The organism is Deferribacter thermophilus (genome assembly GCF_049472675.1).
GTDB lineage: Bacteria > Chrysiogenota > Deferribacteres > Deferribacterales > Deferribacteraceae > Deferribacter > Deferribacter thermophilus.
The window spans coordinates 35,159-57,855 of sequence record NZ_JAPNXM010000012.1; the positions used below are offsets into that span (position 1 = coordinate 35,159).

At 30.1% G+C, this 22,697-nt stretch carries 23 protein-coding genes and 3 tRNA genes; 10 read left to right on the forward strand and 16 right to left on the reverse strand.

Annotation, left to right across the window (positions count from 1 at the left end; translation table 11 throughout):
* Nucleotides 1-154 precede the first annotated feature (154 nt).
* Together OWM07_RS09780 and OWM07_RS09785 are read right to left on the reverse strand one after the other, a co-directional pair.
* Complete coding sequence (locus OWM07_RS09780; protein ID WP_423303539.1) at nucleotides 155-394, reverse strand: thioredoxin family protein; 240 nt, start codon at nucleotides 392-394, stop codon at nucleotides 155-157.
* 16 nt (nucleotides 395-410) lie between these two features.
* The gene (locus tag OWM07_RS09785; protein WP_423303540.1) at nucleotides 411-1,580 is read right to left on the reverse strand and encodes a permease; all 1,170 of its coding nucleotides are present in this window, start codon (nucleotides 1,578-1,580) and stop codon (nucleotides 411-413) included.
* Nucleotides 1,581-1,675: 95 nt separating this feature from the next.
* Between OWM07_RS09785 and OWM07_RS09790 the strand changes: the two genes are divergently transcribed.
* Nucleotides 1,676-2,011: an ArsR/SmtB family transcription factor gene (locus OWM07_RS09790; protein WP_423303541.1), complete on the forward strand. Its 336-nt coding sequence runs from the start codon at nucleotides 1,676-1,678 to the stop codon at nucleotides 2,009-2,011.
* A gap of 4 nt (nucleotides 2,012-2,015) precedes the next feature.
* On the opposite strand, the gene OWM07_RS09795 is transcribed toward OWM07_RS09790, so the two are convergent.
* Both OWM07_RS09795 and OWM07_RS09800 read right to left on the reverse strand, forming a co-directional pair.
* Complete coding sequence (locus OWM07_RS09795; protein ID WP_423303542.1) at nucleotides 2,016-2,423, reverse strand: CoA-binding protein; 408 nt, start codon at nucleotides 2,421-2,423, stop codon at nucleotides 2,016-2,018.
* Between the two features lie 8 nt (nucleotides 2,424-2,431).
* Nucleotides 2,432-3,049, reverse strand: a complete 618-nt coding sequence (locus OWM07_RS09800) for a flagellar hook-basal body complex protein (RefSeq protein ID WP_423303543.1) — start codon at nucleotides 3,047-3,049, stop codon at nucleotides 2,432-2,434.
* A 110-nt stretch (nucleotides 3,050-3,159) separates the two neighbouring features.
* Here OWM07_RS09800 and OWM07_RS09805 point away from each other — a divergent pair, with 110 nt between their 5' ends.
* From OWM07_RS09805 to OWM07_RS09825, 5 genes are all read left to right on the forward strand, one after another.
* Nucleotides 3,160-4,365, forward strand: coding sequence for an ABC transporter substrate-binding protein (locus OWM07_RS09805; RefSeq protein WP_423303544.1), 1,206 nt, complete (start codon nucleotides 3,160-3,162; stop codon nucleotides 4,363-4,365).
* Entirely contained in the window at nucleotides 4,365-5,051 is a 687-nt protein-coding gene (locus OWM07_RS09810; protein ID WP_423303545.1) for a GTP-binding protein, read from the forward strand. The genes OWM07_RS09805 and OWM07_RS09810 overlap by 1 nt, the downstream gene beginning before the upstream one ends.
* A gap of 3 nt (nucleotides 5,052-5,054) precedes the next feature.
* A complete protein-coding gene (locus OWM07_RS09815; protein WP_423303546.1) occupies nucleotides 5,055-6,035 on the forward strand; it encodes an ATP-binding cassette domain-containing protein in 981 nt (326 codons plus the stop codon).
* A gap of 16 nt (nucleotides 6,036-6,051) precedes the next feature.
* Nucleotides 6,052-6,294, forward strand: coding sequence for a hypothetical protein (locus tag OWM07_RS09820; RefSeq protein ID WP_423303547.1), 243 nt, complete (start codon nucleotides 6,052-6,054; stop codon nucleotides 6,292-6,294).
* A gap of 88 nt (nucleotides 6,295-6,382) precedes the next feature.
* A complete protein-coding gene (locus OWM07_RS09825; protein ID WP_423303570.1) occupies nucleotides 6,383-6,700 on the forward strand; it encodes a nitrous oxide-stimulated promoter family protein in 318 nt (105 codons plus the stop codon).
* Here the strand turns inward: OWM07_RS09825 and OWM07_RS09830 are convergent, their stop codons facing one another.
* The 3 genes from OWM07_RS09830 to OWM07_RS09840 form a co-directional block, all read right to left on the reverse strand.
* Nucleotides 6,701-7,219, reverse strand: a complete 519-nt coding sequence (locus tag OWM07_RS09830; RefSeq protein WP_423303548.1) for a hypothetical protein — start codon at nucleotides 7,217-7,219, stop codon at nucleotides 6,701-6,703.
* A gap of 333 nt (nucleotides 7,220-7,552) precedes the next feature.
* Nucleotides 7,553-7,643 (reverse strand) — tRNA-Ser (locus tag OWM07_RS09835).
* A gap of 12 nt (nucleotides 7,644-7,655) precedes the next feature.
* Nucleotides 7,656-7,745: transfer RNA gene (locus tag OWM07_RS09840), tRNA-Ser, on the reverse strand.
* A 115-nt stretch (nucleotides 7,746-7,860) separates the two neighbouring features.
* Between OWM07_RS09840 and OWM07_RS09845 the strand changes: the two genes are divergently transcribed.
* Nucleotides 7,861-7,951, forward strand: a tRNA-Ser gene (locus OWM07_RS09845).
* Between the two features lie 7 nt (nucleotides 7,952-7,958).
* Here the strand turns inward: OWM07_RS09845 and OWM07_RS09850 are convergent.
* A complete protein-coding gene (locus OWM07_RS09850; RefSeq protein WP_423303549.1) occupies nucleotides 7,959-8,696 on the reverse strand; it encodes a dienelactone hydrolase family protein in 738 nt (245 codons plus the stop codon).
* A gap of 111 nt (nucleotides 8,697-8,807) precedes the next feature.
* Nucleotides 8,808-9,614: an FTR1 family iron permease gene (locus OWM07_RS09855; protein WP_423303550.1), complete on the reverse strand. Its 807-nt coding sequence runs from the start codon at nucleotides 9,612-9,614 to the stop codon at nucleotides 8,808-8,810.
* 140 nt (nucleotides 9,615-9,754) lie between these two features.
* Between OWM07_RS09855 and OWM07_RS09860 the strand changes: the two genes are divergently transcribed.
* A complete protein-coding gene (locus tag OWM07_RS09860) occupies nucleotides 9,755-10,543 on the forward strand; it encodes an SDR family oxidoreductase (RefSeq protein WP_423303551.1) in 789 nt (262 codons plus the stop codon).
* Here OWM07_RS09860 and OWM07_RS09865 read toward each other — a convergent pair.
* From OWM07_RS09865 to OWM07_RS09895, 7 genes are all read right to left on the reverse strand, one after another.
* Nucleotides 10,540-11,244, reverse strand: a complete 705-nt coding sequence (locus tag OWM07_RS09865) for a response regulator (RefSeq protein WP_423303552.1) — start codon at nucleotides 11,242-11,244, stop codon at nucleotides 10,540-10,542. The genes OWM07_RS09860 and OWM07_RS09865 overlap by 4 nt on opposite strands.
* A gap of 14 nt (nucleotides 11,245-11,258) precedes the next feature.
* Nucleotides 11,259-12,587: a CheR family methyltransferase gene (locus OWM07_RS09870; protein ID WP_423303553.1), complete on the reverse strand. Its 1,329-nt coding sequence runs from the start codon at nucleotides 12,585-12,587 to the stop codon at nucleotides 11,259-11,261.
* Nucleotides 12,577-13,602 carry a chemotaxis protein CheB gene (locus OWM07_RS09875; protein ID WP_423303554.1) on the reverse strand — a complete coding sequence of 342 codons (1,026 nt, stop codon included), beginning with the start codon at nucleotides 13,600-13,602 and terminating at the stop codon, nucleotides 12,577-12,579. The genes OWM07_RS09870 and OWM07_RS09875 overlap by 11 nt, the downstream gene beginning before the upstream one ends.
* The gene (locus OWM07_RS09880) at nucleotides 13,589-15,703 is read right to left on the reverse strand and encodes a hybrid sensor histidine kinase/response regulator (RefSeq protein WP_423303555.1); all 2,115 of its coding nucleotides are present in this window, start codon (nucleotides 15,701-15,703) and stop codon (nucleotides 13,589-13,591) included. The genes OWM07_RS09875 and OWM07_RS09880 overlap by 14 nt, the downstream gene beginning before the upstream one ends.
* Entirely contained in the window at nucleotides 15,696-17,063 is a 1,368-nt protein-coding gene (locus tag OWM07_RS09885; RefSeq protein ID WP_423303556.1) for a methyl-accepting chemotaxis protein, read from the reverse strand. Before OWM07_RS09885 ends, OWM07_RS09880 begins: the two co-directional genes overlap by 8 nt.
* Before the next feature lie 81 nt (nucleotides 17,064-17,144).
* The gene (locus OWM07_RS09890) at nucleotides 17,145-17,702 is read right to left on the reverse strand and encodes a hypothetical protein (protein WP_423303557.1); all 558 of its coding nucleotides are present in this window, start codon (nucleotides 17,700-17,702) and stop codon (nucleotides 17,145-17,147) included.
* 12 nt (nucleotides 17,703-17,714) lie between these two features.
* The gene (locus tag OWM07_RS09895) at nucleotides 17,715-18,131 is read right to left on the reverse strand and encodes a CheW domain-containing protein (protein ID WP_423303558.1); all 417 of its coding nucleotides are present in this window, start codon (nucleotides 18,129-18,131) and stop codon (nucleotides 17,715-17,717) included.
* Nucleotides 18,132-18,158: 27 nt separating this feature from the next.
* On the opposite strand from OWM07_RS09895, the gene OWM07_RS09900 reads away from it, so the two are divergent.
* Together OWM07_RS09900 and metH are read left to right on the forward strand one after the other, a co-directional pair.
* Nucleotides 18,159-19,223 (forward strand): response regulator, encoded by a 1,065-nt coding sequence (locus tag OWM07_RS09900; protein ID WP_423303559.1) that lies wholly within the window; start codon nucleotides 18,159-18,161, stop codon nucleotides 19,221-19,223.
* Between the two features lie 51 nt (nucleotides 19,224-19,274).
* Nucleotides 19,275-22,655 carry a methionine synthase gene (gene metH / locus OWM07_RS09905; protein ID WP_423303560.1) on the forward strand — a complete coding sequence of 1,127 codons (3,381 nt, stop codon included), beginning with the start codon at nucleotides 19,275-19,277 and terminating at the stop codon, nucleotides 22,653-22,655.
* Nucleotides 22,656-22,697: the final 42 nt, after the last annotated feature.

Genomic DNA, 22,697 nt, shown 5'->3' on the forward strand with positions numbered 1-22,697 from the left:
GCAAAATGGATTATTTTGTCACTTATTTAATAATCAGAAATTAATAATAAAAAAGAGGGAAACTCCCTCTTATGAAAAATAAAAAATTATATTTAATTCCGTTTATTAAAAGAAAATTTTCTTGAATAATAATTTACAATAAATTTACTAAAAATTAATTTAGTTCAGAAAAAATCTTTTTTAATTGATCCACTGTTGGTAAAGGCTTACCTTCATGCACTACCTTTTCATCTACAACTAAACCAGGTGTAAACATTACATATTTCGAAATCTCATTTATATCTTTTACATATTCCACAGTCGCATCAATTTGAAGTTCTTCTAAAGCCTTTAATGTAGTCTGATATAACAGCTCACAGTTTCTACAACCTGTACCTAAAACTTTTACATTCATAATCTCCTCCTACTTTTTATAAATTACCAAAAATTATTCCTGCAAATGTTGACATTATCACTACAAGCACAACATAAGCAACAGTTTTTTTAGTACCAATGACACTTCTAATTACCAACATATTTGGTAAACTTAATGCAGGGCCACTCAATAATAGTGCCAAAGCAGGCCCCTTACCCATACCTGCACCTAAAAGCCCCTGTAATATTGGTACTTCTGTCAATGTAGCAAAATACATAAAAGCACCTACAACCGATGCAAAAAAGTTTGCACCAAAACTATTTCCACCCACTAAATTCTCAACAATTTCTTTTGGTATAATCCCATTACCACTATTTGGTCTACCCAGTAAAAAACCAGCAACTAAAACACCTATAAACAATAACGGAATTATCTGCTTAGAATATTCCCAAGTCTCACTAAGCCATGCAATTCGCTCACCCTTTTCATACCATTTAAACACTATGACTATAAGTCCAATAAATGATAACAGCACCAACCACCATTTTATACTGTAAATAAAACTAAATATTGTCCCAAATCTATTTGGCTTTGCCCATGTAGCAAAAATCAATATACCCACTAACATAGCAAAAAACAGAATATCTTTATATAGAGGTCTCTCCTTTTCATTTATCGATACAGAAGGGATATTGTTTACTCTTTTTGCATCCTCTTTACCAAAAAGTAACTCCATTATTAAACCTATAATAATAGCAAAAGATATTGCACCAATTGCCCTTGCCAAACCAAGTTGCCACCCAAGTATCCTTGCAGTTAATACAATAGCCAAAACATTAATTGCAGGACCAGAATATACAAAAGCTGTTGCAGGACCAATTCCTGCTCCTCTTGCGTAAATACCTGCAAAAAGAGGTAAAATAGTACAAGAACAAACCGCTAAAATAGTCCCTGAAACAGATGCCACAGAATAGGAAACGATCTTTTTTGCACCTCTACCAAAGTATTTTATCACTGATGCTTGAGATACAAATGAAGATATCCCTCCTGCAATAAAAAGAGCTGGTATCAAACAGGTTAAGGTATGCTCCCTAACATATTCTTGCAACATCAATACAGCTTCTATCACTGCATTTTGATATTTTTTCGAGTGAAATGGTATGAAATAAAAAATTAAAAAAAGTGTTATTAAAGTAAAAAAAATGTTTCTTTCTTTTTTTTCCATAACAACCTCATTTATTATATTTCGTTGAATATAAAAATATCATGAAAATAATACTTGTCAACTTATTTTTTTTAAAATATTATATTTTTATGGAAATGAACAAAACAGCTGAAGTGTTTAAATCTTTAGGAGAAAAAAACAGATTACGGATTGCCCTACTTCTCTCAGAAAGACCTATGTGTGTATGCGAAATCAATGAAGTTTTACACATTGCTCTTTCAACAATATCTGCCCATTTAAAACATTTAAAATATGCTGGTATAATAACTGATGAAAAAGATGGAAGATGGGTAATCTACAAACTCAGTAATGATCCTTTCATACAAAAACTAATTAATGATATAAAACAAGCATTAAAAGATGATGAGCAATTTTTAGCCGATAAAAAGAAAGCCTCTAATGTTTCAAGGGACACTATAACTAAATGTTAATTTGCTATTGCAAGCCTAATCTTTTATATTCTTTATAAATACATTTATTCATAACAATTGGTATGCCAGCTTCCTCTGCAATCTGCTTTGCTTCATCTGAGTAAACATCTTCCTGCAACCAAATAAACCTTGCCCCTTTTTTAATTGCCTCTTTTACAATTTCTGGAGCAAATTCGCTCTTTCTAAAAACATCGACTATATCAGGGACAACAGGGACTTCTGCTATACTTTTATAAGCTTTTACACCTAAAACTTCCTCTTCATTAGGGTTAACTGGATAACAATTATAACCTTTGCTCATTAAAAATTTCATAATATGATTACTCGCTCTTGCCGGGTTATTTGATGCTCCCACTATCACAATATTTTTAGCTTTCTCTAAAAAATCTTTTATAAAATCATCGGTTAACATCTTCCCTCCTAAGCAAAATTATCTATAATTTTACCAAGCATTTCATCAATTATTTTAGTAGATTTCAAGTTTGCCTCAAAATAATTTTTAGATACAATCATATCTACAATCTCTCTTGCAACATCTACATTTGACGCTTCTAAATAGCCAGGCATAATCTCATATTGATTATTTGATACTTTATTTCCATTTGTATCAAAAAGCTCTATTTTACCTAATGGCTCATTATCAATATAGATCGAACCATCTAAAGTAATTCGCACATCTTTACCTTTAGCAGCCGAGAACAAAATGTCACCATTGGGATTTACAATATTTCCATTTTTATCAACAGAGAAATGACCAAACCGTGTAAATACCTCTTCACCGTTTCCATTTAAAAGTTTAAAAAAACCTTCTCCATTAATGGCTAAATCTAAATTTCTACCTGTATAAATAAGATACCCCTGTTTATCATTATCCTTTATTGTAAAAACATTAACTCCACCTTTAGATAAAGTGTTATTATAGCTCAATACTCTCTTAAAACCAGGCGTATTTATATTAGCAATATTGTAAGCATTGTTATCAACCCTTTTTATTGCAGCGTTTAATGCTGATAGAGAACTGTATAACCCTTTTATCATATTCATAATTTAACATCATTGTATTTTTTTGCAATAAATTTGATTGTAATCAAAGATAAAAATGCCTACTTTACTATCTTATGAAATAACAAAACTAAACGAGGTGAAATATGATAATTACAGAAAAAACAAAAATTAAAGAGGTTATAGATAATCATCCAAACAGTATATATTTCTTTAAAAACTTAGGATTGGCAAATTTAGAAGACGCGAAAAGTCCAATAAAACTTTTGTCACTAAAATCTGTTTCTGAAATAAAAAAAATAAATTTAGAAACATTAATAAAACAACTCAATGAATATCTAAAAATAGAAACAAATAAAACTGATATTACATTAGTAGAAAACAACAAAAAAGGTGAAATAAAAGTTTACGGTGTACTTCCATGTCCAGTAAGAGTACCACTTTTAGAAAAATTAAACGAAGCTATTACTGATTTTGAAGAAAAAAACAGTACCACAGTTGAGGTAAATTTAGAATCAGCATCCAAAGGCCTTGGATGGCTAAAAGACTCTGTTGATTTTGCAGATGATAAAACAATCCCCGATATAATTATTTCTGCTGGTTTTGAATTTTTATTCTCACAAAATGCTCAAGAAAGAATTAAAAAAGGCTTTTTCATTGACTGCTTTCCAAATAAATTAAATGATGATTTTAAAGATATAAACCTTAAAGACCCTTTTAATGCACTATCTGTATTTGCCGTAGTTCCAGCTATTTTTATGATAAATGAACAAGAATTAGATAATGAAAAAATTCCAGGGTCTTGGGAAGAACTCCTTTATGGCAACTATGAAAACAAAGTATCAATACCTGTTGGAGATTTTGATCTTTTTAACAGTATACTTTTACATATTTATAAAGAGTTTGGTGAAAGCGGCATAGAAAGATTAAAAAAGATTATGTTTAAAAGCTTACATCCAACTGTAGCTGTAAAAACCCAACAGATGAAAAATACAGCCAAACCCGCAATCACTGTTATGCCATACTTCTTCTCAAAGATGGTAAGATCCTTAAATAGCGTCAAAATTGTATGGCCAAAAGATGGTGCTATTATAAGCCCAATATTTGCACTTATTAGAAAGGATTCAGCAGAAAAAATAAAACCTTTAATTGATACTATTTTTTCAAAAGAAGTTGGCAATATATTATCTCAACATGGTCTTTTCCCATCTTTACATAAGGATGTAAAAAATAGCCTAATAGAGCCAGCAAATTTTAAATGGGTTGGATGGGATTATATTTTGAATAATGACACTGAAAATCTTATAAATGAATTAAATAAAAATTTTAACGAATTTATAGGGGTAGCATAATGAAACTGATAACTATTAGCGGACCTCCATCATCAGGAAAAACAAGCGTTATTTTAAAATGTATTGATGAATTACTCCAAAAAGGGGTAAAAATTGGTGTGGTTAAATTTGATTGCCTCACAACAGATGATGATAAAATTTATGCCAAAAAAGGGGTACCTGTCAAAAAAGGTTTATCAGGTGCTATCTGTCCAGACCATTATTTTATAAGCAATATTGAAGAATGTTTTGAATGGGGAAAAAGTTTGGGTCTTGACATGTTAATAAGTGAAAGTGCTGGGCTTTGTAATAGATGTTCTCCACATATTAAAGATATTTTGGCTATTTGTGTTATTGATAATCTTGCAGGAATTAATACTCCCAAGAAGATTGGCCCAATGCTTAAGGGCGCTGATATTGTTGTAATTACAAAAGGGGATATCGTCTCTCAAGCTGAAAGAGAAGTTTACGCTATGAAAGTTAAACTTGTAAATCCAAAAGCTCTTATTATGCATGTAAACGGTATAACTGGGCAAGGAGCAAATGAATTAGCTAATCTCCTTTTAAAATCAGCCAATATTGACTCTATATCAGAAAAGCAGCTCAGATTTACCATGCCAGCAGCTGTATGTTCTTACTGTCTTGGTGAAAAAAGGATTGGGAAACAATATCAAATGGGAAACATCAAAAAAATAGAAATGGAGTAACTTATGAAAATAGGAGTTTTGTTGGAAAAGCACCCTTATATAAATGATATATTAGAAAGCTATAACATTAAAATAGAAAATCTTGATCTTGAGCTTGATGAATTTTTAAGCTCTTTAAATGAAGATTCCCTACAAGAGCATGGAGTTACAATAGATGAGATAAAACAAACTATTTTTTCTTTAATTCAAGAAATTGAAGAGATCAAAGATGAAGAGGATATATACGCAGTTGATACTTTAACAATTATAGGTGGATATGATAAGCATGGCAACAAAGAGAATTTAGAGATAACAATCCACAAAGGCGAGATAATATCAGTTGTTGGGCCCACTGGTTCTGGAAAAAGTAGACTCCTTGCTGATATAGAGTGGTTAGCGCAAAAAGACACCATTACTAAAAGAACTGTGTTAATAAATGGCAAAAAACCACCATTAGAACTTAGATATGCAACTGATAAAAAATTAGTAGCCCAATTATCACAAAATATGAATTTTGTAGTAGATCTGACAGTTAAAGAGTTCCTTTATCTTCATGCTGAAAGTAGGATGGTGTTAAATACAGATAAAATAGTGATGGAAATATTCAATACTGCAAATGAACTTGCCGGCGAACAATTCGATCTTGATGCACCAATAACTTCCTTGAGTGGTGGACAATCAAGAGCTTTGATGATTGCAGACACGGCACTTTTATCAAAATCACCAATAGTATTAATTGACGAAATAGAAAATGCAGGGATTAATAGAAAAAAAGCTTTAGAACTTTTAGTCAAACAGGACAAAATTGTAATTATGTCAACACACGATCCTATTCTTGCATTACTTGCTGATAAAAGATTGGTAATCAAAAATGGTAAAGTTAATAAAATCATAGAAACAACAAAAGAGGAAAAAGCTATTTTACCCTATTTAGAAGAGATAGATAACAAACTTTTAGCCGTTAGAAATAAATTAAGAGATGGTGAAATAATAAATAATATTTAAACGAAAGGAGGTTATCATGCATGAAGGATGCAGCGGAATATTTGAAAATGGAAAACAAATTGTAGACAAACTTAGAGCTATGGGGTTTAGTAATCAATACATGCCTATCCCAATGAAAAAGGTTTGTGAAAATTGCAATACCGAATTTGTAATGGAAACTTTTGAAGCAAGATGCCCAAATTGCAATATGACTTATGGAGTAACACCTTGTCATGCTTATGATCCAGAAAATATTAAAGCTGCAGGGATAAATTACTAAAATTTTATGTGCTTTCTCCTCATTTAAAGGGGGAAGCACTAAACTAACACAAAAACATTTAGAGGTTTTGATTATGTTCAAAAGAGAAATGAGTAAAGAGAAAAGGGTAAAAAAAGATGCTAAGATTTTAAAAAAATTTATAAAAGTTTATTGTAAAAAAAATCATCTAAAAAAAGGGGTTGCAGTATATAAAGATGGTTATTGTAAAGATTGTTTTGAACTTCTACAATACGCTTTAAAAAGGAACGAAAAGTGCCCTCTCGATCCCAAACCTCAATGTAAACACTGCCATATACACTGCTATAAGCCTGAATACAGGCAAAAAATTAAAGAGATAATGAAATATAGTGGAATGTATTTTTTAAAAAGAGGGCGATTAGACTGGCTATTCCACTACTTTTTTTAATTATTTTTTTACAGCACCTTTATAAACTATAGAGTATCTATCATCAGTAAAAGCATGCATCTCAGGGAATTTACCAAATACCCAACCATCAAAAACTAACTCTTTATTTTTGTATATTTTAACTTTTACAGCAGGGTTATTCTCATCAACACTTTTAGAAGTCATAACTCCAGTTTCATCCATTACAAAATCTGGTAAAAATGCTTCTACTTCAATAGCTAATGGTGTACCAGAAACTTCAGAAGTCTGTCCAATAATGATTTCTGTATCTAAATCCTTCTTTTCTATATTATCTTTAACCGTAATTAAAACACTTTTAAACATCTTAGCCACTTCATCAGGAACAACAATTCTTTTCTCAACCTTTTTCTGTGTATTTTCATTTTGGGCGTTATTTATAACTGTTTCCTGCTTTTTAACAGGCTCAGAATTTGTTGTAGCTGTATCCTCTTTCATTGTGTTTTGAGAACAAGCTATAAAAAACACTAAACTGATAAATAATAAAGCATACTTAGCCATCTTCCTACTCCTTTTCTTTATCTTGAATAGCTCTTATAATGCTAAATTGATTTTAAGTCAATAATTTTCTTTATATCTTTTTTACATTTATATTAAATTTTATATTCTTTATGATAGATTACAGAAGGATAAAATTCTTACACAAAATTAATTGCACTATGCTTAAATTTTTAAAATAATTTTTGTGAGAATTTGACTATTTTGTTACTATTATGCTTTTAAAATAGTCGAATATGGAAGACTATAATGGACATTTTACGTCCCTATTTCGTCCCTTTTAAACATCATCATTTTTAGATTCTTTTATTATCAGATAGTTAGAAAGATAAATAACGGAGAGGGCGGGATTCGAACCCGCGGAACCCCTTTTGGGGGTTCACTCGCTTAGCAGGCGAGCGCCTTCGACCTACTCGGCCACCTCTCCTAACAAAAAAAACGGAGGGGGAGGGATTCGAACCCCCGGTGGGCTCATCACCCACAGCGATTTTCAAGACCGCCGCCTTAAACCGGACTCGGCCACCCCTCCATTTAGGGCGAAGCACTATATAATACAATAATAATTTTTTTTCAATACTTTTTCACCCAAAAAATAATTTTTGTTGATGTTTCTATCCACATCTATAAAATAACAATGAGAATTTGGAGAGGTGCCGGAGCCTGGCTTAACGGACCTGACTCGAAATCAGGTGAGCCACTTTTATGGCTCCGAGGGTTCAAATCCCTCCCTCTCCGTATATATTTACATACTAAAAATCTCTTTTAGATATTCTGTAAATCTTTTCCAAGATTTCTTATCTGCATCCTCTCTATAGCGCTTACTACCAAACACTGTAAAAGCATGAGGTGCGCCGCTATATGTAATCATTTCGTGTTTTATATGGTATTTTTCTAACTCTTTTACAAGATTGGCAAAATCTTCTATTTTTACCGCTTTATCTGCACTTCCATGGAAAACAAGTATTTCCCCTTTTGTTTTTGAATAATCCTGTCCAGGTGGAGTTGCTAAACCACCATGAAATGTTATAAACGATTTAAAATCAGCACCACTTCTTGCAAGCTCCAACACAACTGCACCGCCAAAACAATACCCCATTACAACAGCATTTTTAACATTTGCACCTATTGATTTTGCTTTATCAATGGCTGAATTCAAAATCCCTCTCATTTTCATTCTGTTTTTATAAAGAGCACCGGTAAGAGCTCTCTTTTCATCAATTGTAACAGGCTTAACCCCTTTACCAAACATATCAATAACAAATACAGAATACCCCAATTTATTTAACATCTCTGTTCTTTTTATTTCATAATCTGTGATTCCATCCCAGTCATGAACCATAAAAATTAAAGGAGAACTCTTATTAACTTCTGAATAGTAACCCTGATAAGTTTTCCCATCATACTGATACTCAATATTACTTCCAGCAAAAGAAACACTTATAAATATAAAAAATACTAACAAAATTTTTATAAGTTTCATCTTATCCTCCATAAATCTATAAAGGATAAAATGAGTTAAAATTAAAATTTTACAATAAAAAATAGATAATAAAAAACTCCTGGCCTAAAATAAAGACCAGGAGCTTAATGTTTAACTAAATGATTTTCTCCTCCAGATAAACACTCCTGTAATCAGTGTTAACACATAGCTTAAAACTTCGATTAAAGATGGATTACCATTATAGCCAAACAAGCTCTTTAAAAAGCTACCTATCAGCCCCTTTTCATGTAAAAGATGTGTTTCAGATGCTGGATTAATATCCCATACATGCTCTATTATAACAGGTATTACTCCAGCCTCTTGAAGCTCATGAATTCCATGAGCAAATAAACCAGCAGAAAACAATATTAATAAAACAGAAGAAGCATTGAATAAAGTTTTCAAATTTACCTTTGATAGCCCTTTATAAACTACATAACCAGTTATAACACCAACCAAAATACCAGCTAAAGCAAAAAATGCTTGTATCAAACCTGCATCTTTCATTGATGCATTTAAAAATATTACAGTCTCAATCCCCTCTCTTAAAATTGAAAAGGTAACCAGCAAAAGCAAACTTAATGCAGAGCCCGAAGATAAAGCAACATCAACTTTTTCTCTAATTTCATCTGCAATATTCTTTTTATTTGCCATCCATGCAACTACGGTAATGATTAACAGAGAGCCTACAACCATAGTAACCCCTTCAAAGATCTCTTCTGCTTTCCCTTCAAAACCACCTGCAATAACATTAAAAATAAATGCTCCAACAAGAGAAGCAACAACTCCTGCTACAATACCAAAATTGACATATCGCTTATAATCTTCATTATTTGTCCTAATTAAATAAGCAAAAATTATCCCTACGATCAAAGCCGCCTCAAGTGTTTCTCTAAAAGTAATTACAAATGATATCATCTTAACCTCCCTTATTTATTTTTAGCGTCATATAGCAAACAAATAATTAGGTATCAATAACTATGTTAGATATATCTAACTTTTATAAATGTTATTGAAACAAAAAGATTTCTTCATATATTCTCTTAAAGGAGGTTTTTATGCATTTAGGCTTAGAAAATAAAACAGTTTTGGTTATGGCTGGCACATCTGGACTGGGTTATGCAGTGGCTTTAGAGTTTGCAAAAGAAGGTGCAAATGTTGTAATTTTTGGCAGAAATGAAGAAAAACTTAAAAAAGCATCTAACAATATTTACGACATTACAAAAAATAAACCTGATTATTTTAAAGGTGACATCACAAACCCTGATGATATTCAACTTGCAGTAAACTATATTGTAGAAAAATATGGGCAAATTTTTGCACTTTTTAACAATACTGGTGGTCCCCCAGCAGGCAAGTTTGAAGATTTTAATGATGAAGATTGGTTAAATGCATTCAACTTGACACTTCTTAGCTACATAAGAACTATCAGAGCAGTATTGCCTCACATGAAAAAAAACGGCTCTGGTAGAATAGTAAACAATGCTTCATCATCTATAAAAAAAGTGATAGATAACCTTATACTTTCAAATACATTTAGAACTGCCATTATGGGGCTTTCTAAATCGCTCAGCAGGGAATTTGGAAAATATAATATTTTGGTAAACACTGTTGGAGCTGGTAAAATCTCAACAGAAAGGGTCAATTATTTGGATTCAATAAAGGCAAAAAAGGAAGGATTATCTTTAGAAGAATATCAATCAAAAAATGCAAAAAATACACCTCTTGGCAGATACGGAAACGCTGAAGAATTTGCAAAATTAGTGGTTTTTTTGTGCTCAAAAGCTAACAGCTATATCACAGGTCAATCCATACTGGTAGATGGCGCACTAACTGATTGCTATTAATCCTCCTTTTTATTGTTAATATTATCAACTGATAAATTGATAATTTCTAAATCACCCACATATCGCATAGTATCGTACTTTTTCAAAGATGAAAGTTTATCCACAAGTTTTGAAATCCTCTCAGTTGAATCCTCGCACATCTTTAAATATCTCTCTATTTCTTGCAAAGCTTCAGGGTGTTTATTGGATAATATGGTTCGTATTATTTCAAAACCCATAGTTAAAACTGTCAACGGTTGATTAAAATGATGAGCAATACCACCACCAAGCTGAAGTGCCACTTTATCTCGTTCATAATTTAAAAGCTCTCTTTCCATTTTTTTTGCTTTTAAAATCCTTTTTACTCTTGCTAAAAATTCGTTTTCATAAGATGATTTTATGATATAATCATCAGCACCTCTTTCAAATGCTTCATCAATTGCCTCTGCATCCGCTCTAACAGTAAGCATTATAACTGGAATATCTTTTGTAATTTTATCATTTTTCAACTCTTCTAATACTTCAAAACCGCTTTTTTTGGGCATTAAAACATCAAGTAAAATCAAATCAACTTTGTTGTTTTTGATAAATTCAACTGCTTCATCTGGGTCTGTAAAACTATTCACTTCACATTCAAAGAACTTTTTAAGTTTTTTCTCCACATTTATCAGTATCGATTCTTCATCATCGATAGCAACCACTGTAAATTTTTCATTAATCATACTTCACCTCACTTTTATAATATGTGCAAATATTTTATAATAATTTTTTTTGCTATCTCTCTTTCAATTAAAGACTCAAAGCTACTTTCTTTATCAAGTAAGCTTAAAGCCATGTTTAAAAAATATTTTGCAGTTTTGAAATCGTTTTTTGCTATAAGTGCAAAAGCTAAAAAAAGATTGTAAATATAATCATCTTTTAGTAAAACAGCTTTACGCAAAAAATCTATAGCCTCATCAAGTTTTTTTTCTTGATATTTAGAAATCCCTTTTAAAAAGTAGTATTCATCCTCACTTAAAAAATCTTTATATTCTCTCAACCTTTTCTCAAAACAGTAAAAATCTTTATTATTCAAATAAACAAGTATCTCCTCTTTTAAAAGCTCCTTATCAATCTCTCCTGTTTCTGATTGTATATTTTCTATATAATTTATAGTCTCATCTTTGTTTCCTAAAAGCTCCATCGATTTTACATTTTTTAACACAAGTTCTTTTTCGTATTTCTTTTTTAAAGTATTCGAACTCGTTTTTTCAAAAGGTTTTGATTCTACTTTATTTTTCGACTTTTTAAAAACTAAATTATCATTTAGTAAAATTGTTTCATAGCCACTTTGATGTAATAAGTGAAATTCCCCAGGTGCTAAAAATAAGTAGCCATTTTGTATTAGAGAATTATCTATAAAATCTCTTAAAATCTTTTTTATATTCTTTTCATTAAAATATATCAAAACATTCCTACAAAATATAATACTGCAATCCGTAATAAAGCTATCCTGTAATAAATTATGTCTTTTAAATGTAACCATGTTCTTTATTTCTTTTTTTAGAAAATATTTGTTTTCTGTATTATCAAAGTACAACTTCAGATAGCTCTTATCCATATTCCTAATATGCCACTTTGAAAAAACACCCTCTCTTGCAATATCTATAGCTTGCATAGATAAGTCAGTGCCAATAATATAAACATTGTCTTTCATAGATGGGAAATATCTATCAATAATCATAGCGATTGTGTATGGCTCACACCCTGTTGAACAGCCTGCTGACCAGATTTTTATAAATGATTTTTCTTTTCTTAATTCTGGTAAAATATGATCTCTTAATATGTCAAATTGATAAGAATGTCTAAAAAAGTATGTTTCATTTACTAATAGAGCATCTATAAGTTGTTCTATAGTTTTACTGCTATTAAGTGCCAAATCAATAAGCTCATCTTCATTTGCCATCATAAACGAAGCGTAATTTGAAATTATATTTTTTAAATTATTTTCATAAAGGCCATAAACCCTAAAACCTGAAGTCTTTTCAATTTTTTCACATAACTTATTAAAATTTTCAGGATTCATAGACAATGACCTTACTTAAATCTGCCACACTAAAGACCTTATAACAATAGCCTGCATTAATTACAGATTGAGGCATAGTGCTAACCAACGCTTCTTCTGGCTTTTGACAAAACACTTTACCACCATTCTCTTTAACTGCTTTTGCTCCTTCTAATCCATCAGAACACATCCCAGTAAATACAAAAAATCTAATATTACTTTTAAAAATTTTTGCAGCACTAACTACAAAAGGATCTGCTGGGGGAGTATATAAATCAATTTTAGAAATTCTTTGCAATTTAAAATATATAGAGTCTCTTTTATACAACTCTGTATGATACTTGGGATTTAATATATAGATACAATCCTTTTGCTCAAATGATATTTCATAATCGACACTAATAACCTCTTTTGAGGTTTTGCTCTCTATCCATTCTATATAACCTTCAAACATCTCTGGCTCAATATGCTGAATTAAAACAAAGGGTGCATTTATCGCTTCTATCTGCTTTAAGATTAACGGTTTGATTTTTGGACCACCTGTGGACATAGCAAAAACAAACAAATTATTTGATACATTTTTATCAGGTAAAATGATTTCGTAGGTTTTACTTTTTAACTCTTCCAAGACCCTTTTTGATTTATAATTAATAGTGCTTGCATTTTTTATCTTTCTTAAAAGTATATCCTGAAACTCTTTACTAAACGCTTCTGGCTTATTTACTACATCAATACAAAAATTTTGAATCAAACCAAAAGCATGTTTAATCATAGCACTATCAAGAGCAGTAATTACTATAATTGGCAGTTTATAATTTTCGAAAATAACCCTTGAAGCTACCTCTCCATTTAACTCAGGCATATCAAGATCCATAAGAACTACATCAATTCTCTTTTCACCACAGATTTCTATTGCCTGTTTCCCATTTTCAGCAAGAAAAATCTCCCCTATTTCCCCAGATTCCTCCAGCATACTTTTTAAAGCTTCTCTAATAAAAATTGAGTCATCAGCAATCAGTACATTAATCTTTGACACCCAATAACCCCTTTATTTTATTTATAAAATCTTCACCAGAAAATTCTGATTTTGTTATAAAATAGTTTGCTCCAGCTCTCAGCCCCATATCAATACTTTCTTTATCAGATAATGTTGAAACTAATATAATAGGAATATTTGGACTTTGAATACCTGTTCTTATACTTTTTGTTAATGTAAAACCATCCATTTCAGGCATCTCTATATCTGAAATAATCAAATCTATATCATCTCTGTCATTAAAAATATTTAATGCCTCTTTACCGTTATAAGCCTCAATAACATCAAAACCGTTTGCAAGTAAAATATGCTTTTCCAGCTCTCTGGTAGCAAAGGAATCTTCAACCAAAAGTATTTTAGATCTTTTAGTGATTTCTACTTTAGCAACCTTTTTAATGCTTACAATTTTATTTATTTGCTCAAAGATATAATCCACATCAAGAACTGGGATAAAATAATCTTCTGTCTCAAAAATCAAATGTGAAAAAAAAGCCTGTTTCTCTATGTAATCATCATATTTATACAACCTTCTTTTTACGATACCAAATATATTACTTGCTGTAATTCCAAAAATATTTCCTCTATAATTCAAAAATATTATAAAATTATTAGCGTCATTATCACATTTTAACAGATCAGATGTATATTGAAATTTTATATTATTACCATTAAACCCGTAAAACATCCCATTATCACTATGGAAAATTCTCTTTTCATCTAAATACTCAATTCTTTCTATAAGATTCTCAAATACTGCAAACTGATAACCAGCATAACTAAAAAGTAATACACCAATCTCCATAAAGCTTACTGGCACTGTCAGGATTATTTTTGTAAATTTCCCTTTTTCAAAATCGATATCTACCCTACCACCCAATTCATTCATAACTTCTTTTACGATGCTTAACCCTTCACCTCTTCCTGACAAATCAGAGACATTTCTCTTTGTAGAAAATGATGGTTGAAAAATTAAATGAGCTATTTCTATATCTGCCATCTTATCTGTTTTTATCCCAATTTCATCAGCTTTTTTCTTGATATTTTCTATATCAATACCTCTTCCATCATCTTTAACAACTATTTTAACATTTCCCCCTTCACTAATACACTCAATTTCGAGAATCCCTTCAGGTGATTTATTGTTTTTTATCCTCTCAGAAACCTTTTCTATACCATGATCCACTGCATTTCTTAAAATATGTATAAGAGGTTCTTGAAGCTTTAATAATACATCTTTATCAAGCTTTACATCTTCCCCTTTTATGATAAATTTTATTTCCTTACCAAGCTCTTTTGCAATCTCCAATGTGCTATTTTTTATTACATCAAAGATATCTTTAAATTCAAACATTTTGAAAGATAAAGCACTTTTATGACAATAATCAGCCTGATTGTGCAAATACCGTGAGTTTTCCAATAAATTTAGTTTCTTCTTAGTAAAATTTACATAAGTGTCACTAACGATATTTGTTAAAATTTCTTTAACTTTGCTATTTTCTATAAAATTAATATTGTTTTTTATTTTATTTAAAAAATCTTCAAAAAAAGTGACAAAATCATTTGATATATTTTTTATATGCTCAGAGTTAACTAATAAACTGTATAAATTTTGAATAAGTGCGTTAATATCATTTTCATGTATTTTATAAATGTTTGATCTTATATTTTCTTTTTCGATAATCTCTGTAGCATGTTTATTATCTTCTACTTTATCTTGTATGTAAAAGCTTGAAAAATCTTTAGCACTATTAATTTGTAATATCAAATCATTCAAATCTGAATCGCTATAACTATCTATTGATTTTAGTATTTCAATTAGCTTTTTAGTAATTGATTTTAAAAAGTTTACAAAGGATTCATTTATTATCTCATCTCTACTTTTTGCTTCTTTAACTTTATCTTCAATCGTATGTATCAAATTTGAAAATGTCTTATACCCCATCATTCGAGATGAACCTTTTATCGTGTGGAGATATCTTGCAATAAGTTCAAGGTTTTGAGAGCGCAGATTTATATCCAAAAGATTACTTGAAGCTTCCAATATATTATTACAGTGCTCTAATGATTCTGATAAGAATATCTCTTTTAATCTATTATTCATTATCTATGTGCTTTAAAATTTCTCTCAACCTAACAATATTTTCTGAAATTATAGAAGATGAAGCTTTGGTTTCTTCGCTAGATTTTGTAATATCCAAAATTGATTGAGAAATATCTTTTATTGTCGTTGCAATATCATTTATACCTATCGCATGATCTTTAAATGATTCATTTATATCTGAAATATTTTTAGCTATCTTTTCCACAGCATCTTTATTGTCAAACATCAATTTTTTCAATGGATTAAAATACTCTTTTGAACGAATAATATTCTTTATCGATTCCTCTGTAGTCATAGTAGTTTTGTTCACACTTGTAGTCATATCTGTTACTATCTTCTTTATATCATTGGATAAGGATTCAACCTTTTGAGCTAACTCTTTTACTTCTGAAGCTATAACGGTAAATTTTCCTGATCCCTCTTCAGATTTTGCTGCTTCAATAGCTATATTTATAGCTAATATCTTTGTTTGATTTGCAATATCAAAAATATTTTCGACAAAAGATGTTACATTGTAAGCTCTTTCAGAAAGTGCTGCTATCTCATTTGAAATCGTATTAGCAGAATCACTTATTTTATCAATAACCTTCTCAAATTCTAGCAACTTTTCAATATTTTCACTACTGTTATCTTCTATATTGTCAATCAGATTATTGATTTTTTCCAAAGCGTTATCCAAATTTTTAACCACATTCCTTATTTCATCTAAAGCTGAACTAATTTCCGATAATGCTGAACTCTGCTCTGATAATGAGGAAGATGTAGTGACTACTGTAGATTTCAACTCGTTTGAAATTGAGGTTAATTCATAAATTGTTGACTCTATATTTTCTAAATACTTTTTAAGATTTTGATACCTTTTTCTCAGCTCATCAATTTCGCGGTAGTATTTGGTAACATTAGTTAATATATAAATTGTATTATTTCGAAAATCTACTCTTTTGCGAACTATAAAAGTGTGACCAGAAAAGGTTAATTCTTCATTATCATTTAACTCATTTATAATATTTAAAAATTCATTAAATTCTTTAAGGTTAAGAATATTGTTAAGATCATTCGCATCTACCCCAAAAAACTTATATACAGAATCTGATACAAACTGCACCTTATCCTCGTTATTTTTTAAAATTACTAAATTGGTAGTAGATCTTACAATACCTTCAAAAAGTTTACTCTTCTCGTCTAAAAAGTTTATCTCCTGTTTAAAGGCATCATAGAGCTCTTTTAACTCAGCAGGTAATTCACTTTCATTAACATCTAAAATTCTTTTGTTTGATAGATCAGCCATAACCTTTTTAATGGTCTGGGATTCTTCATAAAAACAACTTAAATACCTAATAATACCCCACAAACCAATCAAAAACAAAATCCCCATCAAAGCAATAAATAATACTATATTGAGCGTTATACTCCCTCCATTTGAAACGGAAATCTGATTTGCCTATAACAAAGGATTATCCACATCAACTCTGGCAGGGTCATTTATTGATGAATAATAAGGATTTATGTCGTATTTACTATTTTTAATAACCAATAACTGACTAATCAAATATAAATTATCTACATCCAATCTATAAAAAGTATTCACAAAAAGCTTATTTTTTTCTCCAGTTATAATTGTAATAGGTTTATGTAAAACTAAGTTACTATAAATAAGAGCTTTTTTTGTAATTGGGTATGTTTTGCTAGCATTAATTACTTCTATAGGTAAAAAATTATCATCATTATTTTTTCGAAATTTTACAACAGAAAAGCTTTCTGATAAAGATACCTTTTTTAAATCTTTATCAATAATCTCTTTTAAAATAGCTATATTTTCCTGCTCCTTTGATGACAATAAATTAACAAACTTTATTTTTTCAAACTCTACATTCTTTTCATACTTTTCTTTAAAATATTTATAAAAATATACTGTGGATGAATAAATAAAAAATAAAGAAAAAATTATATAAATTATCGTAACCCTTTGAACATATTTGTTATATAAAACTCTATTCATGACATCCTCCTATTAACTTTCACTTAAAAGTAATTCCTTTGCATAAAAAACCTTTTTTGAATCTATTATAAAATGCTTTTTACCTTTGTAAATCAGTAAATTGTCCTTTTCTACAAAAGATAAACTACTAGCTTCTTTACAACTTTCTAAGGAGTAGTTATCAGCCATATCCAAATCATCTGCAGCAAATGATATAAGTTTATTACTATTTGTTAAAAAAATAAGATTTACAAATTGTGTATTATTTTCATTAAAAAAATGTCCCAAGTTATAGACAGGAACAACATTATCACTGTATAAATAAAAAGATATTAGAGGGGGTGTAAGACCTGGAAGTTTTGAAATCTTGGTTATACTTTTAGTAAAAAGTACTGTCTTCAAACTTATTGCAAAACCAATATTTTTTATATAAAATAAATTAACACTCATATTTAAATTATACATTAAGGATACATAATGACAACAATTTTATTAGTAGATGATTCAAAGTTCATTCAAGAAAATATAAAAGAAGAAATTCAAAAGAAATTCAGCGATATTATTATCTATACAGCTGATAACCCAATAGAGGCGGAAAAAATATTAGAAAAAAATATAATCGACCTTTTATTATTAGATGTTAAAATGCCAATAAAATCAGGAAATATTTTTTTAAAAGAGTTAAAAAGTATAAGCTACTATTCTGATTTACCTGTTATAATGCTAACAAGTGTAGCAGAAAAAGAGATAGTAATCGAACTTTTAAAACTTGGAATAGATGGTTATATCATAAAAGACAATGTCAACCAATTAACTTCAAAAATAGAAAAATTTATAAAAGAACCTTCCGAATTAAACAGGCTTAAACAATTTTCTAGAGTAAGCGATTTTATCACTTTAAGAGACACTTGGTTTAGAACCATTTTTGACATTCTTTATGACGGAGATTATACCTCTTTAGACTCTGAAACCATAGAAAAGATAAATTTAGCTCTTAAAAATATTAACAACACCGTTAACATAACTGATATCGAAACAGACCTTGAAATGAGATTGCTTTCCGCTGTTGCCTATATTAAATCTATAAAACCGTTATTGAGTTGGTTTGAAACTTCATATTTTGATGAAATTATTCAAAAAGTTTCAGGCTTACTTTTGGCACTTTATTTGTATTTGATCACAAATGATAGTAATGATGAAGATTATAAGTTTTTAATAGAGTATATATTGACTATTCTTATTTCCGCAGAATATTGCGGCAGACTAAAATATGATAAAGAAACATTAATATTGGTTTTAAATGAAAAATATCACCTTTTTTATAAAATGTTTGTTCAAAATTGCCCTATTAAAATGAAAAACAAAGAAGATTTTTTTAAAAATAATAAATTGATAGAAACTTTGAATTACATAGAATACTTATCAAAGGAACTATTCCCAGATAATAGCATTTCATTAAGCTGGAAAGGTAAAAATGATTTAGATATCCCAAATACCTATATAGAATTATTAAAAGAATTTTATAAAAATATTCAAAACTAATTGAAATCATTAAACAACACTGTTAAATACCAAAAACGCACTGAGGTAATCATGTTAAAAGATTATGCAGCAGATAAGATTTTATTATTTGATGGTGGGATGGGAACTACTATACAACAATATGATATCCCAGCCGACAAATGGGCTGGCAAACAAGGGTGTAATGAGATTTTAAACCTAACATTTCCTGAATTAATAGAAGAGATACATACAAAGTTTTTTGATGCAGGTGCAGATATCGTAGAAACAAATAGTTTTGGTGCATCAAGATTAGTTTTATCTGAATATGGTTTAGAAGATAAAGTATATGAAATAAATTTAAAAGCTGCTCAAATTGCAAAGAGTGCTGCCAAAAAGTTTGAAAACAAATTTGTAGCTGGTTCCATTGGCCCAGGGACTAAATTGCCAAGTTTATCACAAATAAGCTTTGACGATTTGTATAAGATGTACAAAGAGCAAATATCTGGACTTATTGATGGTGGCGTTGATTTATTATTAATTGAAACTTGCCAAGATCTACTACAGATAAAAGCTGCTATCATTGCAGCATTTGATATATTATCGGAGAAACAAATTGAACTACCAGTTTCCGTATCTGTAACAATAGAGCAAAACGGGACAATGTTACTTGGCACCGATCTGTCTGCCGTAACTACTGTTTTGAGAGATTATCCCATCTATTCTTTAGGGATAAATTGTGCAATAGGCCCTGATATGATGTATGAACCTTTAAATCAGCTTGCAAAACTTTGGGATAGAAAAATCTCTTGTATTCCTAATGCAGGTCTACCTCAAAATATAAATGGAAAATTTGTGTATGATTTATCACCTGAAAAAATGGCTGAAATTATGGCTGATTTATGTGAAAAGTTTAATATAGACTTTATTGGTGGCTGTTGTGGGACAACTTATGAACATATCGCTGCTCTTAGACTGGTTGCAAACAGTTTTAAACCAAAACAAAAACCAAAATACAGTTATACTGGTGAGGTTGCTAGTTTATACACTTCTACAAAGCTCAGACAAGATCCTCCCCCATCTTTGATAGGTGAAAGAGCCAATGCAAATGGAAGCAAAGCCTTTAGAGAATTGTTAATAGCTGATGATTTTGACGGAATGCTTGCCGTTGCTAAAGAACAAGAGGCAAAAGGTGCTCATTTACTAGATGTATGCGTAGCCTATGCTGGTAGGAACGAAGTAAGTGATATGTCAAAATTTGTTAGTATGTTGAATAACAGTTTAAATATTCCGCTTGTAATTGACTCCACAGAGCCAAAAGTAATTGAGGAAGCACTAAAAAGATACGCAGGTAAACCAGTCATAAACTCAATAAATCTTGAAGATGGTGGTGTAAAACTTCATCAAATTTTAAATATAGTAAAAAAATATCCTGCAGCTGTCATAGCCCTTACAATTGATGAAGAAGGGATGGCAATGACAGCTGATAAAAAGTTTGAGATTGCAAAAAGAATTTATTCTATCTGGACAAATGAGTATAACCTTAATCCTGAAGATCTCATTTTTGATCCATTAACTTTTTCCATAGGAAGTGGCGATGAGATACTGAAAAATGCAGCCAAAGAAACCCTTATCGCAATCAAATTAATAAAAGAAAATCTATTAGGAGCTAAAACTGTTTTAGGGATTAGCAATGTTTCCTTTGGATTATCTGTACAGTCAAGAGAAGTATTAAACTCTGTTTTTTTACAAGAAGCTGTTAAATGTGGACTTGACCTTGCTATTGTAAACCCTGCAAAAATTATCCCGATACACAAAATAAATGAAACAGAACTTAACCTCTGCCTAAATCTAATTTACAATAAAGAGAACGCCCTTAACGATTTTTTAGAATATTTTTCAAAACACACTAAAAAGATAGATAATGAAATTTTAGAAAATATACCGGTAGAAGAACAGCTTAAAAATAAACTAATCTCTGGTGATAAATCAAAATTAGAATCAATTTTAGATCAACTTTTACAATCATACAAACCTATTGATATAATTAACAATTTACTTATTCCAGCCATGAAAGAGGTTGGAGATCTTTTTGGTGCTGGAAAGATGCTTTTACCTTTTGTGCTACAATCTGCAGAAGTTATGAAAAAATGTGTTATGTATCTTGAAAAATTTATGGATAAAAAGGGTGAAGAAAATAAAGGTGTTATTGTTTTAGCAACTGTAAAAGGGGATGTGCATGATATAGGGAAAAATCTTGTTGATATTATACTTTCTAACAATGGATACAAGGTTTATAATCTTGGAATAAAAGTTCCTGTTGAAGAAATGATTAAAAAAGCAAAAGAGACAAACGCAGATGCTATAGGTATGAGCGGGCTTCTTGTAAAATCCACCATTGTAATGAAAGAGAATATAGAAGAGATTAGACGCGCTGGATTAGATATCAAAATACTTTTAGGTGGTGCTGCTCTAACGGAAGGGTATGTCAAAAATGAATGTGAACCAATACTAAAAGGGAAAGTTTTTTACTGTAGAGATGCCTTTGATGCTATTAAATATTTATCCCAAGATAAAAATCATGAAAGCTTTTCAACAAATATAAAAAAAGGGGTTAAAGAAACTGCTGTAAAAGATATCGAGGGGGATGAAGAGATGAGAAGTGATATAAAACCAGTGGATAACCCACCTGTTCCACCTTTTTATGGGACAAAGGTTGTAACTGATATTAGTTTTGATGAAGTAATAAAGTTTATGAACTTAAATACTCTTTTTAATACAAGATGGAGCTACAAAAAGAAAGATATGTTAGAAGAAGAATATACCAATTTATTGCAAAAAGTCGCTTATCCAGAGCTAGAGAAGATAAAATCAAATGTTTTGGAAAACAATTTATGTGATTTAAAAGTAAGTTATGGGTATTTCAAAGTTAAGAGTAATGGTAATTATCTTTTAATATTTGATGAAAATGAAGATCATATATCAACAATAAAATTTCCCAGACAAAAAACTGAGCCATATCTATGCATCGCAGATTATTTTAAAGATATAGAAAGTGATACTTTTGATGTACTACCAATTCAACTTGTAACAATAGGAGATAACCCTGTAAAATATACAGAGCAACTATTTAAATCTGACAAATACAAAGAATACTTCCTTTATCACGGATTCTTCACAGAGTTAACCGAAGCATTGGCAGAATACTGGCACCATATAATTAGAAAGGAATTAAATATAGAAAAAGAAGATTTGTCCATTGAGCAAATTTTAAACATGAAGTATCAAGGGAAAAGATATAGCTTTGGATACCCATCATGCCCAGATTTAGAAGGGAACGCTTTAATTTGCAAGCTATTAAAGGCAAAAGAACTTGGAGTGTCTATTACTGAAAACTACGAAATGGTACCAGAATACTCAACCAGTGCTGTAATAGTGCATCACCCCGAAGCAAAATATTTTGTAATAAAATAAATAGGAGGTATAATACATTACCATTTATATGTAAAATTAACC